Genomic DNA, 17,575 nt, shown 5'->3' on the forward strand with positions numbered 1-17,575 from the left:
CACCCTACCAGTCGAAGGAGATTCCGGCGGTGAACTTGGCGCCTGGCTGCTCGGTGCCGAGATCGATCAGCGAGGCCTTGACCTTGAGCGGGCCAAGCACCGTCTGCTCGGCGCCGATGCTGCCGGTCAGGTGCCGGTCGGTGCTGGAATACTGGCCGCCGAGCAGCAGCGCCGTCGTGTGCCAGGGCAGCTCCAGCCGGGTGGTGCGGTCGATCTCCCAATGCGTCACCGGCGCCTCGGTGCCGAGCAGGCCGCCCCGGATGACCGCGTAGCGGTTCTCCGTCGATCCGGTCAGCCCGATCAGGGACCAGGTGCTGGACAGCACCGCCGCCACTTGTCCCGTGCCCTCGTCGGCCTCCGGGTCGAAGCTGGCCTCGATCCGGGCCGAGGTGAAGAACGGCACGAACCAGGGCAGCTGCGTCAGGCCTACGCTCGCTTCAGCCTTGCCGGTCGCCGAGCGCCGCGCCATCTCCAGCCGGTTCCAGCGCTGGGCGAAGCCGGGATAGGGATCGGCCGGGATCTCGAAGGTGACGCCGGTCTTGGCGATGAAGCCGGGCGTCTCGGCCCGCAGCGCCGCCGCGACCGATCCGGCGCCGGTCGGGTCGCGCTCGCCGGTGACCACGGAATAGTCCTGGTCGGGTGCGGCATAGGTGCTCAGCCCTGTCGGGGCGCGCGGCGCCGTGCCCAGCCGGTCCCAGCGCCAGGCCGGGCCGAGTTCGGGGTCGGCGGGGATGTCGAAGATGATGCCGGTGTCGGGGATGAAGCCCTGGGCCTGCGCTGTCGTGGCCGGCGCGGCCCCGCCGGCGGCCGCGTCGTAATCCTGGTCGGGCCAGGCATGGGCCGCTGGCACCGCCGCCGGGACCAGCGCAGCAGTGGCTGCGGCGCGCAGCAAAAGGGGGTGGCAGGACCGCGGCATGGGCGGGCCGTCTCTCCCGGGGAACGGATGGTGATGGTTCCCCCAAGACTAGCCTTCCGGCCGCGGCTGCCAAGCCCTTGAATTGTGAAAAATCTCCTCTCGTCGCCTCAGAAGCCCAGCACGACCTTGCCGAAATGCCGTCCTGATTCGAGATGTCGCAGCGCCTCGCGGGCCTCGGTCCAGGGGAAGCTGCGGTCGATCACCGGCCGCAGCCCGGTGGCGGCGATGGCGCGGTTCATCGCCTCGAAGCTCTCGCGCGACCCGACCGGGATGCCGCGGATGCGGGCGCGGCGGAACATGATCTGCACCGGGTTGATCTCGGCCGATTTGCCGCCGAGATAGCCGATCACGTTGATCTGGCCGCCGGTGCGGATCGCGGCGAGCGAGCGGGCGAAGGTCTCGGGGCCGCCGACCTCGATGACATGGTCGACGCCGCGGCCGCCGGTCAGGTCGCGCACCGCCTCGTCCCAGCCCGGCGTCGTCCGATAGTTGACCGTGCCGAAGGCGCCGAGCGCCCGCGCCCGCTCCAGCTTCTCGTCGCTGGAAGAGGTAACGATCACACGGGCGCCGGCGACCACGGCGAATTGCAGGGCGAAGATCGAGACCCCGCCCGTGCCCTGGACCAGCACGGTGTCGCCGGGCTTCAGCCCGCCTTCGGCGATCAGCGAGGTCCAGGCGGTCAGGGCGGCGCAGGGCAGCGTCGCCGCCTCCTCGTCGGTCAGGTGCTCCGGCACCGGAATCACGCCGTCGGCGTCGAGCCGGACATATTCCGCCAGCACGCCGGGGCCGGGCCCGCCCAGCGGCACCGCCCGCTCGATTCCCTCGAAATCGCCGGCGACCCAGCCCTGCCAGAAGGTCGTGGCCACGCGGTCGTCGACCTTGACGCGGGTGACGCCCTCGCCCACCGCCGCGACCTCGCCGACGCCGTCGGACAGCGGCACCATCGGCAGCTCGAACTCGGAGTGGTAGGTGCCGTGCACGATCTCCAGGTCGCGGTAGTTCAGCGAGGCCGCGCGCATCCGCAGCACCACCTCACCCCGCCGCGGCTCCGGCACCGGCCGCTCCGCCGGCCGCAGCCGGTCGAGACCCGAGCCCTCTTCGATCGCGAATGCCTTCATCGCTCTCGCTCCAAGAATGTTGCCTCTGGAGAGATCGCCCGGCCCTCGCTAATCTTCAAATTCATTATTTTCAGAAACTTCATGACGGATCAGCATGATGTTGGACGAGATGCGCGCCTTCGTGCTCCTGGCCGAGACCGGCTCGATCCAGCGGGTGGCGGAGCGGCTGCCGCTGACCCAGCCGGCGGTGACCCGACAGATCCAGCGGCTGGAGCAGCATCTCGGCGCCACGCTGCTGGACCGGCGGGTGAAGCCGCCGCGGCTGACCCCGGCCGGCCTCGCCGCGCTCGACCGCTGCCGCGCCATCCTGGCGGCGGTGGAGGATCTGAAGGCCGGCACCGGCGGGGACGCCGAGCCGGAAGGGCCGTTGCGGCTGGGCATCGGCGTGCTGCACGCCTTCGCCGAGACCGATTTCGCGGCGCTGATGCGCGACCTGAGGCAGTGCTATCCGCGGCTGTCGCTGCGCCTGACCGGCGGCTTGGCCACCACGCTGCTGCAGGATCTCGACCGCGGCCGGCTCGACGCCGCAGTGGTGCTGCTGCAGGAGAGCGCGGCCCCCTATCCCGGACGGGTGGTGGGGCAGGAGAAGCTGGTGGTGGTCGGCGCCCGCAGCCTGCCCCTGCCGCGCCGGCCGTCGCTGGCCGACCTCGCCGCCTGCGACTGGGTGGTCAGCCCGCGCGAATCCTGCGACGTGCGGCCGGCGCTGGAGGCGCTGTTCGCGCGGGAGGGATTGACGCTCAAGGTCTCGGCCGAGGTGCACGACCTGGCGATCCAGCAGTCGCTGATCCGCTCGGGCTTCGGGCTCGGCGTGCTGCCGGCGCGGCGCTGCGCCCCGTTCACCGCGCGCGACGAGCTGCGCCGCATCGACCTGCCCGGCTTCCGCTTCGACTTCGCGATCAGCGTGGTGCGGGCGCCGCATCTCGGCCGGCTGGACCGCACGGTCGACCATCTCGAGGACGCGCTGCGGCAAAGGCTGGCGCCGGCGGTCGTACCCTTGACGGCGGGATAGCCCCCTCACCCTCCCGCCGCCTTCGGCGTCGGGCCCCTCCCTCTCCCCGAGGAGAGGGGAATAGGAGCCGTGCCATCTACACCTCTCCCCTGGGGAGAGGTCGAAATCGCGCCAGCGATTTCGGGTGAGGGGGCGGCTCCGGCCCGTCAGCCTATCCGGCCGTTGAGAAGGATGAGCCGGGCTGCGCCGGCAGCCCGAAGCGGCGGGCGGCGATGTCGACGATGCGGCGCGGCGGGTGGCGGATGTCGACCGTCACCACCCGCTCGCCATCGCCCGGCGGCTCCAGCGTCTCGAACTGGCTGCGCAGCAGCGAGGGCGGCATGAAATGGCCCTTGCGACTGGCCAGGCGCGTCGCGATCACCGCCTCCGACCCCGACAGGTAGAGGAAGGCGATGCCCGGCCGGCCGCCGACCAGCCGGTCGCGATACACCCGCTTGAGGGCGGAGCAGGCCAGCACCGCCGGCTGGCCGTCCGCCAGCCAGCGCCCGATCTGCGCCGCCATGGCGTCGAGCCAGGGCCAGCGGTCCTCGTCGGTCAGCGGGTGGCCGGCCTTCATCTTCTCGATATTGGCCGGGGGGTGGAAGCTGTCGGCATCGGCGAACACCCCGCTCATGCGGCGGGCCAGCTGCTTGCCGATCGTGGTCTTGCCCGAGCCCGAGACGCCCATGACGATGACCACGCCGGGCGGGTCGCCGCGGCCGCTGTCGGACGATCGGGGTTGGGTCGCGCCGTGATCCGCGGCCGCCATGGGCATGTCCTCAACTGAGTTTGACCACCTCGCCGGTGCGGAAGCTCTCATCCGCCGCCAGCACGATGCGCAGGCTGTCGATCGCCGCCTGCATCGAATCCGTCAGGTCCAGGTCCTCGCGGATCGCGCGCAGGAAGAATTCCTGCTCGCGGTCGCACAGCTCCTGATGGCCGGGCTCGTCCGCCATGGTGATCCAGCGGTCTTTCTCGACGAAGTGGTTGTCCGCGTCGATCGCGGCGGAATGCAGCTTCAGCGCATTGGTCTTGGTGTGCCGGTCGATATCGGCGGACTCCGAAATCGCGTCGGTCCGCGCCTCGCCCTGCCCGTCCTGCGGCACCACGATCGAGACGCAGCCCTTCGGCCCGACCACATCCTTCACGAAATAGGCCACCTCGCTCATCATCGGGCCCCAGCCGGCCTCGTACCAGCCGACCGAGCCGTCGTCGAAGACGACGTGCAGATGGCCGTAATTGTGGATCGCGACCTCGTTCGACAGCCGGGCGCCGATGCCGTGCACCCGCACCGGTTTGGCGCTGGTCATCTGGCACATCACATCGACATAGTGGACGCCGCAATCGACCACCGGCGACAGCGACTGCAGCAGGTTCTTGTGCCAGGTCCAGGAGGGGCCGGAGCTCTGCTGGTTCAGGTTCATCCGCATCACCAGCGGCTTGCCCAGCGTCTTCGCCACCTCGATGAACCTCACCCAGGAGGGGTGGACGCGCAGGATGTAGCCGACCACCAGCTTGCGCCCGGTCTCCTTGGCGCGGGCCACGACGCGCTCGGCATCCTCGACCGTGGTCGCGATCGGCTTCTCCACGAAGACATGGGCGCCGGCGTCCATCGCCTTCAGCGCGAACTCGGCATGGGTGTCGGACCAGGTGTTGATCGACACCGCGTCAGGCCGGGTCTCGGCGAGCGCCTGGTCATAGTCGGCGAAGCGCGGATAGTCCGTCAGCTCCGCCGGCAGGTCGGTCTTGGCGATCGAGCGGGCGACCAGGCCGACGATCTCGAACCCGTCCAGCCGGTGATAGGCCAGGGCATGCGACAGGCCCATATGGCCGACGCCGACGACGAGGACGCGCACAGGACCGGTCATGACGGGACTCCCGGGTCATGGTCTAAGGGGCGCTGCTGGGGGCTGCCCATTCCCCGGAGACTGTCGACACCGTCTGGGCGGCCGGGTCAAGCCCGGACCGCCCGATAACCTGAAGTTCAGGCCTCCGTCGCTTTCGTGACTTGTCAGGGGCGACGGGCGCCTGCCCAAATCGCCACTAGCGGGGCGGAACGTTCCCGCAAGGCGCATGAGGCAGGAAGGCACATAAGCATCGGCTCGGCCGGACCGGGACCGTTGCGCCGCCTCGGCGGAGGGGGATCACGGACCTGGGGGATTACATGAGCTTTCTGAACAAATCGGCCGTTGCCCTGGCCCTATGCCTGGCGGTCTCCGCCACAGCGGCGCTGACCGGCCCGGCGGCGGCGGAGACGGTGCTGAACCGCGGCTTCGGCAGCGCGCCGTCGACGCTCGACCCGCAGCTGAACACCGGCGCGCGCGAGAACTACATCGTCGCCGACCTGTTCGAGGCGCTGCTGGTCCTGGACCCGCAGGGCAACCCGCAGCCGGGCGCGGCGGAGAAATGGGAAACCAGCGCCGATGGCCTGACCTGGACCTTCCATCTGCGGCCCGGGCTGAAATGGTCGAACGGCGACCCGATGGTCGCGGCCGATTTCGTGCGCGGCATCGTCCGTGCGCTCGACCCCGAGATAGCCTCGAACCACGCCTACTATCTGACCCAGGTGCTGCCCATCAAGAACGGCAAGGCGTTCAACGAGGGCAAGCTGAAGGACCCGGCCCAGCTGGGCGCCGCGGCGCCGGACGACCGCACCGTCGTGCTGACGCTCGACTACCCGATGCCGGACGCGCCCTACATCCTCGACTTCCACACCACGGCGCCGGTGCATGAGCCGAGCCTCAAGGCCGCCGGCAACAAGCTGGACTACACGCGGCCGGAGCTGTTCGTCGGCAACGGTGCCTATATGCTGAAGGAATATGTGCCGCAGTCGAAGGTGGTGCTGGTCAAGAACCCACACTACTGGGACGCGGCCAACGTCAAGATCGACACGGTCGTCTACCACGTCACCGAGGACGTCTCGACCGAGCTGAAGCGCTATCTGGCGGGCGAGCTGGACACGACCATGTCGGTGCCGGCCGAGCAGCTGGAGAAGCTGAAGGCGGAGCGGCCGCAGGAGCTGCACCAGAACCCGACGCTGGGCATGAAGTATCTGAGCTTCCAGCCCGATGCCGGCCCGCTGTCGGACATCCGCGTGCGCAAGGCGCTGGCCTATGCCATCGACCGCGACTTCCTGCAGGAGAAGATCGAGAAGGCCGGCAACGTGCCGATGTACACCTTCTCGATCAACCAGGACCCCAGCTACAAGCCCGGCAAGGTCCAGGAGGCCGGGCTGAGCAAGGAGGAGCGGCTGGCCGAGGCCAAGAAGCTGCTGGCCGAGGCTGGCTATGGCCCGGACAAGCCGCTGGAACTGGAGATCATCGGCCCGTCCAGCGCCGCCAGCAAGCGGCGGGTCGAGGGCATCGTCGCGATGTGGAAGCAGAATCTCGGCGTCCGCACCAAGCTGGACCTGACCGAGGTGAAGACCTGGCTGGAGAAGCTGCACACCGGCACCTGGCAGGTCTGCATGGACAGCTATGGCGGCGACTATCCGCAGGCCAAGACCTGGCTGGATGCGCTGCGCTACACCGGCACGCCCAGCTATCACTGGAAGGACGACGAGTACGAGAAGCTGATGGACGAGGCCAACGCCAACGCCGCGGACAAGGCCAAGTTCTACGAGCTCCTGGGCCGCGCCGAGCAGCGCATGCTGGACCAGTACGTGTTCATCCCGATCACGGTGTCGAGCGACAACATCCTGGTCCAGACCTATGTCAAGGGCTGGGGCGCCAACCCGATCGGCCATCCGATGTCGAAGTATCTGAGCATCGAGAAGTGACCGGGAGGGGCGCGGCGCAGGCCGCGCCCCTCGTCCTTTGCCGAGGAAAGCAAGCAGGGAGCAGCCCGGGCCGATGGTCTTGTCCGTTCTCCGCCGCATGCTGGGCAGCGTGCCGACGCTGTTCGCGCTGGCGACGATCACCTTCTTCGTCATCCGCTTCGCGCCGGGAGGTCCTTTCGACGACGACAAGAAGCTGCCGCCGGCCCTGATCGCCCGGATGGAGGCGCAGTTCCACCTGAACGAGCCGCTGTGGCAGCAGTATCTGCGCTTCCTGGGCGACGTCGTGCGGCTCGATTTCGGCCAGTCGATGTACTACCGCGAATACACGGTGGCGCAGCTGATCGGCCATGGCCTGCCGATCTCGCTGCAGATCGGGCTGTGGGCCACGCTGCTCTACGCCATCGCCGGCGTGACGCTCGGCGTGACCGCGGCGCTGCGGCGGAACGGCATCCTGGACAACTTGGTCAGCGCGGTCGCCATGGGCGGCATCGTGGTGCCGACCTTCGTCATGGCGCCGATCCTGCAGATCGTCTTCGCGCTGATGCTGAGCCTGGTGCCGGTGGCCGGGTGGGACAATGGCTGGCGGTCGATGGTGCTGCCGGTCGTCGCCATGGCCCTGCCGAACATCGCCTATGTCGCCCGGCTGACCCGCGGCGCGATGATCGAGACGCTGCGCAGCAACTACATCCGCACCGCCCGGGCCAAGGGCGTGGGCGAGTGGCGCGTGCTGACCCACCACGCCATCCGCGGCGCCATGATCCCGGTGATCGCCTATCTCGGCCCCGCCACCGCCGGCCTCATCACCGGGTCGATGGTGATCGAGACCATCTTCGCCGTGCCTGGCATCGGCCGCTACTTCGTCGAGAGCGCGATCAGCCGCGACTACACCATGGTGATGGGGGTCACGCTGGTCTACGGCTCCTGCATCATCCTGTTCAACATGCTGACCGACGTGGCGCAGATGCTGCTGGACCCGAGGTCGCGGACATGACCGACGCCGTCACCGATCTCGCCGTGCCGGAAGACGGCGCCGAGGGCGTCAGCCCGCTGCGCGAGGCGCTGCGCCGCTTCCGCGCCAACCGGGCCGCCGTGGCCAGCCTGGTCATGCTGGTCCTGATCGTGGTCTTCTGCTTCGGCGGACCGCTGCTGTACGACTACGAGCCGGACGACGCGAATTTCGAGGCGATGAACGCGCCGCTCGACCTGTTCTCGGCGCATCCCTTCGGCACCGACGACCTGGGCCGCGACCTGCTGCTGCGGATCATGGCCGGCGGCCAGGTGTCACTGATCATCGGCCTGGTGGCGACGCTGATCGCGGTCGCCATCGGCGTCACCTGGGGGTCGGTGGCCGGGTTCCTCGGCGGCGTCGTCGATCAGGTGATGATGCGCATCGTCGACGTGCTGTACGGCATCCCCTACATCTTCCAGGTCATCCTGATCAGCATGGCCCTGGGGCGCGGCAGCACGGCCGTGATCGTCGCCGTGGTGCTGTCGCTGTGGCTGACGCCGTCGCGCATCGTCCGCGCCCAGGCCATCGCCCTGCGCAACCGCGAGTTCATCGAGGCGGCACGGGCCGGGGGCATGACAAGGCGGCAGATCGTGCTGAAGCACATCATGCCGAACTGCGTCGGCGTGGTGATCGTCTATTCCAGCCTGCTGATCCCGGACGTGATCCTGAGCGAATCCCTGCTCAGCTTCCTCGGCCTCGGCGTGCAGGCGCCGGAGACCAGCTGGGGCGTGTTGATCAGCGAGGGCCAGGCCAAGATCGAGACCGACCCGCACATGCTGATCCTGCCGGGCGCGGCCCTGGCCCTGACCCTGTTCTGCATGAACTTCGTCGCCGACGGGCTGCGCGATGCCTTCGACCCCAATGAGCGCTGAGCCCCTGCTGTCGGTCGAGAACCTGGCGATCCGGTTCCGGACGCGCCGGGGCGACGCGGTCGCCGTCGATGGCGTCGACTTCACCGTCCGCCGCGGCGAGGTGCTGGGCATCGTCGGCGAGAGCGGATCGGGCAAGAGCCAGATCCTGCTGTCGATCATGGGCCTCCTGGCCGGCAACGGCAGCGCCACCGGCCGGATCCGCTTCGAGGGCCAGGACCTGCTGGCGCTGGACCGCCGCGGGCTGGACCGGCTGCGCGGGTCGGCCATGACCATGATCTTCCAGGACCCGATGACCTCGCTGAACCCCTACCACCGCATCGGGGCGCAGCTGACCGAGGTGCTGACCCGCCACCAGGGGATGCGGAAGCAGGAGGCCTGGGAGAAGGCGACGCGGATGCTGGACCGGGTGAAGATTCCCGACGCCGCGCGGCGCATGCGGCAGTATCCGCATGAGCTGTCGGGCGGCATGCGCCAGCGGGTGATGATCGCCATGGCGCTCTTGTGCAACCCGCGCATCCTGCTGGCGGACGAGCCGACCACCGCGCTCGACGTCACCGTCCAGGCTCAGGTGCTGGACCTGCTGCGCGACCTGGTGCGCGAGCTAGGGACGGCGGTGATCCTGGTGACCCACGACCTCGGCGTCGTCGCCGAGATGTGCGACCGGGTGCTGGTGCTGTATGGCGGCAAGGTGATGGAGGCGGCGCCGGTCGAGCCGCTCTTCGCCGACCCGGCCCATCCCTACACCCGCGGCCTGCTGGATTCGACGCCCGACCTGGAGGGCCGCGAGGGCGAGCTGCGGGTGATCCCGGGCCAGCCGCGCGCCGCGGCGGCCGCCGACCTGCCGGGCTGCCCCTTCGCGCCGCGCTGCGACCGCCGGGTCGAGGCCTGCACCGCCGCGATGCCGCCGCTGCTGCCGGCCCGCGACGAAGCCGACCGCGTCGTCGCCTGCCACCGGCCGCTCGCGGCCGCCGCCGTGCCGGAGCTGGTGCCATGACGCCGGTGCTGTCGGTCCGCAACCTCAAGGTCCATTTCCCGCTCTCGGCCGGGCTGCTGGGCGGGCCGCCTCTGGTGGTGAAGGCGGTGGACGACGTGTCCTTCGACCTTGCCCCCGGCGAGGTACTGGCCGTCGTCGGCGAATCCGGCTGCGGCAAGTCCACCCTGGGCCGGGCCGTGCTGCGGCTGATCCCGGCCAGCGGCGGCACCATCGCCTGGAACGGCAGCGACGTGACCGGCCTGTCCGAGGACGCGTTGCGGCCGCGGCGGCGGGAGATGCAGATCATCTTCCAGGACCCGCTGGCCTCGCTGGACCCGCGCATGACCGTGGCCCAGATCATCGGCCGGCCGCTGCGCACCTTCCACCCCGAGCTGAAGCGGGCCGAGATCGCGGCCCGGGTGAACGAGGCGATGCGCCAGGTCGGCCTGTCCCCCGCCCTCGCCCACCGCTATCCGCACGAATTCTCCGGCGGCCAGTGCCAGCGCATCGGCATCGCCCGGGCGATCGTGCTGCGGCCGAAGCTGATCGTCTGCGACGAGCCGGTCTCGGCGCTCGACGTCTCGATCCAGGCGCAGATCGTCAATCTGCTGATGCGCCTGCGCCGCGAGCTGGGCATGGCGCTGATCTTCATCTCCCACAACATGAGCGTGGTGCGGCACATCAGCGACCGGGTGATGGTGCTGTATCTCGGCCGCGAGGCGGAGATCGCGGGCCGTGACGCCTTCTTCGCCCGGCCGCTGCACCCCTATGCCCAGGCGCTGCTGTCCGCCGTGCCGGTGCCGGACCCGGTGCGGGCGCGGCAGCGACGGCGGATGGTGCTGCAGGGCGACACGCCGTCGCCGATCGACCCGCCCTCCGGCTGCGCCTTCCGCACCCGCTGCCCGCATGCGGCGGAGCTCTGCGCCCGCGCCGCGCCGGTGCTGCGCGACTTCGGCCCCGGCCACCGCGCCGCCTGCCACCGGATCGAGGAGCTGGCCGAAGTTCCCGCATGACGGCGCCGCGCCCGCCATGCGCCGGGCGGCAGGTCACAACAAGCGGGGGCTGGGGTAAGATTTTCGTCATGTTGATCGATCCCGACTTCCTCGACCGCCTGATCGCCGCGCCGCGGCTGCTGTTCCCGGCCGTATCGCCGGACGGCCGCGGGGTGGCCTGGCTGTGGAACGGCAAGGCCGAGGGCAACGGCCCCTGGATCGCCCCGACCGCGGGCGACGCGCCGCCACGCCTGCTGCTGGATCCTTATTCGGGCTGGGATTGCGAGAGCTTCAGCTGGGCGCCGGACAGCCTGTCTCTGATCGTCGCCCGCCGCCGCGACGGCGAGGAGCAGGTCGGGCTGCAGCGCGTCTGGCTCGCCCCCGCGCGGCCGGTGGAGATGCTGCTGCCGGACCGGCCGGGCTACTACGTCTACACCGCCCAGGCGCATCCGGATGGCTGCCGGCTGATTTATGCCGCCAGCCGCGACCCGGCTACCGGCCTCGGCGGCGACATCCTGCACCTGTACGAGCACGACATCGCCACCGGCGCGCAACGCGTCCTGGCCTCGCCGCGGCGGTCCTGCAAGCTGATGCCGAAGCTGGACCCGACCGGGCGCCGGATCCTGTACCTGCGCAACGACCATCACCCGAGCGGCCGGGCACTGTGGGTCTACGACCTGGAGACCGGCGAGGACCGCGAGCTGTACAGCCCCGGCGGCCCGGCCAAGGCCGAGGGCGTGTGGTCGCCGGACGGATCTCGCGTGGCCTTCGTGGCCGAGGGGCCGACGCATAAGCGGCTGGGGCTGATCGACCTCGCCTCCGACGACCTGCGCTGGCTGGTCGACGACCCGGCGATCCCGGTCGAGCATGTGCGCTGGCCGCGCCAGCCGGATGGCGGCCAGGACCTGCTGGTGGTGATCGAATCCAGCGCCGCGCGGGACGAGGCCGGCTTCCTGATGGTCTCGACCGGAGCCTATGCCCCGGTGTTCCGCGGCGGGGACATCCTGCGCCCGCTCGCGCCGCTGCCCGACGGCCGCTGGGTGGTGGAGCGCGGCCAGGCCACAGCGCCGACCGACATCATCACCCTGGCGGCCGAGGCGCCGGACCAGCTGACCGCGCATCAGCTGTCGCCGCTACCCGGGGGAACGCTGCCGGAGCCGGCGGAGCTGAGCCCGGCCGAGCCCTTCTGGTGGCATTCGGTCGACGGGCTGCGGATCCAGGGCTGGCTCTATCGCGCCAAGGGCGAAGCCCGCGGCGCCGTGATCCATGTCCATGGCGGCCCGACCGCACACTACGACGGCCGCTTCGACCCGGTGCCGCAGGCGCTGACCCAAGCCGGCTTCAACGTGCTGCAGCCGAACTACCGCGGCAGCACCGGCCTCGGCCTCGCCTATCAGGAGGCGATCAAGGCCGACGGCTGGGGCGGGCGGGAGCAGGAGGACATCCGCACCGGCATCCTGGCGCTGATGAATGCCGGGCTGGCCCAGCCGGGCCGCGTCGGGATCACCGGCCTGTCCTATGGCGGCTATTCCGCCTGGTGGGCGATCACCCATTTCCCGCGGGATGTCATCGCGGCCTCGGCGCCGATCTGCGGCATGACCGACCTGGTCACCGACTACTGGACCACGCGGCCGGACCTGCGGCCCTATTCCGAGGCGATGATGGGCGGCACGCCGGACGAGCTGCCGGAGAAGTACCGCGAGCGCTCGCCGATCCATTTCGTCGACCGGATCGAGGGGCGCCTCTTGATCGTCCAGGGCCTGACCGACCCGAATGTGACGCCGGAGCATGTCGAGATCATGCGGACGGCACTGGATGCCCTGGGCAAGCCCTACGAAACGCTGCTGTTCCCGGACGAAGGCCACGGCATCGTCAAGCCGAAGAACTGCCGGGTGCTGTACGAGCGGCTGATCGCCTCCTTCGCCGAGGCCTTCGCGGCCCGGCCGGCGGAAACGCTCGTCGCCTCCGCGGCCCCGGCGGAAGAGCTCTGCCCGCTCGATCCGGATGTCGGCGCGGCCGAGTGAAGGGCTGCTTTCCGACATCACGGATGCAAACCGGCGGCCGGCCCGATACTGTGCGGCCCAGCACCCGATCCTGCCGCCTGGACCCTCGATGAGCCGTACCGTCCCCTCCGAAGGCGCCCCCGCCTGGCGCACCACCGTCACCGTCGGCCCCGCCATCGGCGATGCCGTGCAGACAGCTTTCGACGACCTGTTCGCCTCGGTGTCGGCCTTCGAGATCGAGGAGGGCGGCGACTGGCTGATCGAGGGGATCGACCGCAACCCGCCGGACACGGCGCAGTTGAATGCCCGGCTGGCGCTGGTCTCGGCCATGATCGGCGCGCCCCTGCCCGCCCCGGCGGTGGAGAAGATCCCGCCGACCGACTGGCTGGCCGCGACCTACCAGGCCTTTCCGCCGCTGCGCATCGGCCGCTTCTTCATTCATGGCTCGCATATCGAGGACGCGCCGCCGCCGGGCACCATCCCGCTGTGCATCGATGCCGCCACCGCCTTCGGCTCGGGCGAGCACCCGACCACCGAGGGCTGCCTGCGCGCGCTCGACCGGCTGTCGCGCCGCCGCCGCTTCCGCCGCATCCTCGACATGGGCTGCGGCACCGGCATCCTGTCCTTCGCCGCCGCGCGGCTGTTCCACGCCCCGGTGCTGGCGGCGGATATCGACCCGGAATCGATCCGCGTCACCCGGATCAACGCCCGGATCAACCGGCTGTCGGACCGGATCACCGCCGTCGTCTCCAACGGCTATGCCAGCCGGGCGGTGCAGGAGCACGGCCCCTACGACCTGATCATCGCCAACATCCTGGCCCGGCCGCTGATGAGCATGGCGGCCGATCTGCGCCGCCACCTGGCACCGGGCGGCGTGGCGATCCTGGCGGGGCTGCTCGACCGTCAGGCGCCCCAGGTGCTGGCCGCGCACCGGCTGCAGCGGCTGACGCTGGCGGACAAGATCCCGATCCGGGGCTGGCCGACGCTGATCCTGGGCTGAGTCCCCGATCCGGACTCCTGGATCAGGCCGCGCCGGCGACCCGGTTGACGTTGGCGGCGCGCAGCAGCGATGCGCGCACGGCGCCTTCCGGCAGCATGGCGGCGACGTCATCGTCGCCCTGCACCAGCACCGTCTCGATCAGGTTGCGGGTCAGGCCGATGTCCTCGAGCTGCCGGTCGGTCAGCTCCATCAGCTCGTGATAGGTCAGGCTGCGGTCGATGCCGCCCCGGAGTTTGAAGAAGCCACGGATAAGGGTGGCGAGAAGCTTGTATCCCATGATCGTGTCCCGTTTTCCGCTTCCTGCTGGCGCAGGTTATTGCGTTGCAACATCCGCCGCGGTCCTCGCCGTGACGGCACTGAGGAACGCTGCTTCCGGGAGACGTTTCCGAGGTTGTCGTTGATGCACGGGCCGCTGAAGCGGCGGTGTTCACATCGATAGAATGCTCGCTTTCTTGTGCGATGCAATATCGAATTTGTGCATAGCAACATCGCCATGTGCGCGGCCGCGCCGCGGCGGGCTGCACCATCCGCCCCGACTTCCCCCGCCCTGCCCGATGCGCGATAAGGATTCCATGCCCGCCCGGCGCTGACGCCCGGGCCGCCCCCGTTACGGACCCGCTGACGATGACCACCGATCTCGCCGATGCCCTTGCCGCCGCGGCTGCCGACACCGGCGGCCGCTACGACGCCGCCGGCCTGCAGGAGTTGCTGGAGGGCGTGATCGCCGCGCCCCGGGCGCTGGACGACCGCGAGTGGATGGAGCTGGCGGTGCCGGGCGCGACCGAGGCCCAGGCCAAGCGGCTGCGCGCCGCCAAGGCCGCGGTCGCCGCCGCCCGCCGGCCGGCCGGGCCGAAGCCGGCGGAACGGCTGGCCGCGCTGCGTGGCGTTCTCGCCCGGCTTGGCCTCGACGCCTATGTCGTGCCGCATGCCGACGAGCATCAGGGCGAGTACCTGCCGGCACGGGCGGAGCGCCTGGCCTGGCTGACCGGCTTCACCGGCTCCGCCGGCGTCGCCGTGGTCACCGCCGAGCGCGCCGCGATCTTCATCGACGGCCGCTACACCATCCAGGCCGAGCAGCAGACTGACCCGGCGCTGTGGGAGCGTCGACACCTGCACCAGGAGCCGCACGAGGCCTGGCTGGCCGAGGCGCTGCCCACGGGCGGCCGCGCCGGCTATGACCCGCGCCTCGTCACCGTCGGCTGGGTCGAGAAAACCCGGAAGGCGGTCGAGGCCGCAGGCGGCACGCTGGTTGCGGTCGAGGAGAACCCGATCGACACGCTGTGGACCGACCAGCCGCCGGCCCCGATCTCTCCCACCATCGTCCACGCGCTCGACGTCGCCGGCAAAGAAGCGCGGGAGAAGCGGGCCGAGATCGCCGAGGCGCTGCGGCGCGAGAAGCTGGACGCGGTGGTGCTGACCGCGCCGGAAAGCGTCGCCTGGCTCTTGAACCTGCGCGGCGCCGACGTGCCGCACACGCCGCTGCCGCTGTCCTTCGCCGTGCTGCACGCCGACGGCCTGGTCGACCTGTTCATCGACCGGCGCAAGCTGGTGCCTGGCGTCGACAGCCATCTCGGCAACGAGGTGGCGATCCAGCCGCCGGCCAGCCTGGGCCAGGCGCTGGAGGCGCTGGGCCGCGCCGGCAAGGCGGTGTGGATCGACGCCGCCTCGGCCAGCGCCTGGGTGCAGGACCGGCTGCAGGGTGCGAAGATCGATGTCGGTGCCGATCCCTGCGCCCTGCCCCGCGCCCGCAAGAACGCTGTCGAGCTGGAGGGCACCCGCGCCGCCCATCGCCGCGACGGCGCCGCGGTCAGCCGTTTCCTGGCCTGGCTGGCGCGCGAGGCGCCGTCCGGCACGCTGGACGAGGCCTCCGCCGCCGCCAAGCTGCTGGAGTTCCGGGTGGCGACCGGCGCCCTGCGCGACCTCAGCTTCGACACCATCTCAGCCGCCGGCCCCAACGCCGCCCTGCCCCACTACCGCTTCAGCGCCGAGAGCAACCGGCGGATCGAGCCGGGCAACGTCTATCTGGTCGACAGCGGCGGGCAGTACCGCGACGGCACCACCGACATCACCCGCACCATCATCGTCGGCACCCCGACCGAGGAGATGCGGCGCAACTTCACCCTGGTGCTGAAGGGTCATATTGCGATCTCGACCGCGCGCTTCCCGAAGGGCACGACGGGCTCGCAGATCGATGCCTTCGCCCGCCGGCCGCTGTGGGAGCACGGGCTCGACTACGACCACGGCACCGGCCACGGCGTCGGCAGCTATCTCAGCGTGCATGAGGGGCCGGCGCGGATCGCCAAGACGCCGAACACGATCGCGCTGGAGCCGGGCATGATCCTGTCGAACGAGCCCGGCTACTACGCCGCCGGCCGCTACGGCATCCGCACCGAGACGCTGGTGGTGGTGCAGCCCTGCACGGAGCTCAGCGACGAGACCCGGACCTTCTACGAATTCGAGACCATCACCTTCGCCCCGATCGACCTGAACCTGGTCGACCCGGCGCTGCTGACGCCGGACGAGCGCGCCTGGCTGAATGCCTACCACGCCCAGGTGCGCGAGATCGTCGGCCCGCAGCTGGAGGGTGAGGACCGCGCCTGGCTGGAACAGGCGACAAGGCCGGTGGGGTGAAAACCCCACCTACTCCAGCTCGATCCCCCGCGTCTCCGGCAGCATCAGCGTGGCGGCGATGTCGACCACGTAGATCACCGCCAGCAACGCGATCGCCAGGCTGAAGGAATACTGGCTGGCGAGGGCGCCGACCACCAGCGGCCCGAAGCCGCCGACGCCGCGGCCGAGGTTGAAAAGCACGCTCTGCGCCGTGGCGCGAGCCTCGGTCGGGTACAGCTCCGACATCAGCGCGCCGTAACCGCCGATCATGCCGTTGACGAACACGCCCATCACCGCGCCGCCCAGCAGCAGCGCCGTCGGCGAGGTCAGCTGGGCGTAGACCACCACCATCACGGCGGCCCCGAGCTGGAACAGGATGAAGGTCGGGCGCCGGCCGATCCGGTCCGCCAGATGGCCGAAGGCGCCGATGCCGACGCACATGCCGAGGATCGTCACCACCGTCCACAGCGCCGACTTGGTCAGGGAATAGCCCATGGCCGTCGACAGATAGCTCGGCAGCCAGATCATCAGCCCGTAATAGCCGAAGTTCTGCACCGAGCAGAGGATGAGGACGGCAAGGCTGATCTTGGCGGTGCGCGCATCCTTGACCAGGAGCCGCAGCGAGTTACCCTGGCGCGGCCGGGCGGCGCGCTCGACGAACAGCGCCGGTTCGCCGACCGTGCGGCGGACGATGAAGGAAACCACGGCCGGCAGCAGGCCGATCGCGAACATGCCGCGCCAGCCGATCAGCGGCAGCAGCAGCGGCGTGACCAGGGCCGCCGCCAGCACGCCCGCCTGCCAGCCGAGCCCGACATAGGAGGCGGCGCGGGCCCGGTAGCGGGCCGGCCAGGTTTCCGCCACCAGGGCCATGCCGATGCCGAATTCGCCGCCGAGGCCGAGGCCGGCGATTGTGCGGTAGGCCAGCAGGTCCCAATAGCCCTGGGCCAGGGCGCAGAGGCCGGTGAAGACGGCGAAGACCAGGATCGTCCAGGTCAGCACCCGCACCCGGCCGATGCGGTCGCTGAGCATGCCGAACAGGATGCCGCCGGCCACCGCGCCGATCAGCGTCGCGGTCACCAGCGATCCCGATTCGGCCGGGGTCAGGCCGAGGCCCGCCGCCACTGCCGAGAGCATGAAGCCCAGGATCAGCAGGTCGAACCCATCCATGGCGTAGCCGACCGTCGAGGCCACCAGCGCCCGCCGCGCCGTTGCGTCCGGCCGCTCCGCCGCCACGCCGCCTGCCACCATGCCGATCCCAGTTGTGGTCATCTGCATCCCCCTGCTGTCCTGCCGCATGTCCGAGCATTGTTTCAGTT

At 70.4% G+C, this 17,575-nt stretch carries 15 protein-coding genes; 9 read left to right on the forward strand and 6 right to left on the reverse strand.

Translation table 11 applies throughout. The features are described 5' to 3' along the window. Positions 1 to 4: 4 nt before the first annotated feature. A complete protein-coding gene (locus tag KXR53_RS28885) occupies positions 5 to 916 on the reverse strand; it encodes a hypothetical protein (RefSeq protein ID WP_437378756.1) in 912 nt (303 codons plus the stop codon). Positions 917 to 1,023: 107 nt separating this feature from the next. Next, a complete protein-coding gene (locus tag KXR53_RS28890) occupies positions 1,024 to 2,034 on the reverse strand; it encodes a zinc-dependent alcohol dehydrogenase family protein (protein ID WP_437378757.1) in 1,011 nt (336 codons plus the stop codon). Between the two features lie 94 nt (positions 2,035 to 2,128). On the opposite strand from KXR53_RS28890, the gene KXR53_RS28895 reads away from it, so the two are divergent. Next, the gene (locus KXR53_RS28895) at positions 2,129 to 3,043 is read left to right on the forward strand and encodes a LysR family transcriptional regulator (protein WP_437378758.1); all 915 of its coding nucleotides are present in this window, start codon (positions 2,129 to 2,131) and stop codon (positions 3,041 to 3,043) included. 151 nt (positions 3,044 to 3,194) lie between these two features. On the opposite strand, the gene KXR53_RS28900 is transcribed toward KXR53_RS28895, so the two are convergent. Both KXR53_RS28900 and KXR53_RS28905 read right to left on the reverse strand, forming a co-directional pair. Beyond that, positions 3,195 to 3,791 (reverse strand): gluconokinase, encoded by a 597-nt coding sequence (locus KXR53_RS28900; protein WP_437378759.1) that lies wholly within the window; start codon positions 3,789 to 3,791, stop codon positions 3,195 to 3,197. Positions 3,792 to 3,801: 10 nt separating this feature from the next. Next, the gene (locus KXR53_RS28905) at positions 3,802 to 4,890 is read right to left on the reverse strand and encodes a Gfo/Idh/MocA family protein (RefSeq protein ID WP_437378760.1); all 1,089 of its coding nucleotides are present in this window, start codon (positions 4,888 to 4,890) and stop codon (positions 3,802 to 3,804) included. 296 nt (positions 4,891 to 5,186) lie between these two features. Here KXR53_RS28905 and KXR53_RS28910 point away from each other — a divergent pair, with 296 nt between their 5' ends. From KXR53_RS28910 to KXR53_RS28940, 7 genes are all read left to right on the forward strand, one after another. Then, complete coding sequence (locus tag KXR53_RS28910; protein WP_437378761.1) at positions 5,187 to 6,800, forward strand: peptide ABC transporter substrate-binding protein; 1,614 nt, start codon at positions 5,187 to 5,189, stop codon at positions 6,798 to 6,800. 73 nt (positions 6,801 to 6,873) lie between these two features. After that, positions 6,874 to 7,791: an ABC transporter permease gene (locus KXR53_RS28915; protein WP_437378762.1), complete on the forward strand. Its 918-nt coding sequence runs from the start codon at positions 6,874 to 6,876 to the stop codon at positions 7,789 to 7,791. After that, on the forward strand, positions 7,788 to 8,681 hold the full coding sequence (locus KXR53_RS28920; protein ID WP_437378763.1) for an ABC transporter permease: 894 nt from the start codon (positions 7,788 to 7,790) through the stop codon (positions 8,679 to 8,681). Before KXR53_RS28915 ends, KXR53_RS28920 begins: the two co-directional genes overlap by 4 nt. Then, positions 8,671 to 9,675, forward strand: a complete 1,005-nt coding sequence (locus KXR53_RS28925; protein WP_437378764.1) for an ABC transporter ATP-binding protein — start codon at positions 8,671 to 8,673, stop codon at positions 9,673 to 9,675. Before KXR53_RS28920 ends, KXR53_RS28925 begins: the two co-directional genes overlap by 11 nt. After that, on the forward strand, positions 9,672 to 10,667 hold the full coding sequence (locus KXR53_RS28930) for an ABC transporter ATP-binding protein (RefSeq protein WP_437378765.1): 996 nt from the start codon (positions 9,672 to 9,674) through the stop codon (positions 10,665 to 10,667). Before KXR53_RS28925 ends, KXR53_RS28930 begins: the two co-directional genes overlap by 4 nt. 68 nt (positions 10,668 to 10,735) lie before the next feature. Then, complete coding sequence (locus KXR53_RS28935; protein ID WP_437378766.1) at positions 10,736 to 12,670, forward strand: prolyl oligopeptidase family serine peptidase; 1,935 nt, start codon at positions 10,736 to 10,738, stop codon at positions 12,668 to 12,670. Between the two features lie 88 nt (positions 12,671 to 12,758). Beyond that, positions 12,759 to 13,649 (forward strand): 50S ribosomal protein L11 methyltransferase, encoded by an 891-nt coding sequence (locus KXR53_RS28940; protein WP_437378767.1) that lies wholly within the window; start codon positions 12,759 to 12,761, stop codon positions 13,647 to 13,649. A 22-nt stretch (positions 13,650 to 13,671) separates the two neighbouring features. Here KXR53_RS28940 and KXR53_RS28945 read toward each other — a convergent pair whose 3' ends face one another. After that, positions 13,672 to 13,926: a DUF1127 domain-containing protein gene (locus KXR53_RS28945; RefSeq protein WP_437378768.1), complete on the reverse strand. Its 255-nt coding sequence runs from the start codon at positions 13,924 to 13,926 to the stop codon at positions 13,672 to 13,674. 347 nt (positions 13,927 to 14,273) lie between these two features. On the opposite strand from KXR53_RS28945, the gene KXR53_RS28950 reads away from it, so the two are divergent. Then, positions 14,274 to 16,280, forward strand: a complete 2,007-nt coding sequence (locus tag KXR53_RS28950) for an aminopeptidase P family protein (RefSeq protein WP_437378769.1) — start codon at positions 14,274 to 14,276, stop codon at positions 16,278 to 16,280. A gap of 9 nt (positions 16,281 to 16,289) precedes the next feature. Here the strand turns inward: KXR53_RS28950 and KXR53_RS28955 are convergent, their stop codons facing one another. Further along, a complete protein-coding gene (locus tag KXR53_RS28955) occupies positions 16,290 to 17,528 on the reverse strand; it encodes an MFS transporter (protein WP_437378770.1) in 1,239 nt (412 codons plus the stop codon). Positions 17,529 to 17,575 lie beyond the last annotated feature (47 nt).

Source organism: Inquilinus limosus (assembly GCF_051487185.1).
In the GTDB taxonomy this organism is placed as follows: Bacteria; Pseudomonadota; Alphaproteobacteria; order DSM-16000; family Inquilinaceae; genus Inquilinus; species Inquilinus limosus_F.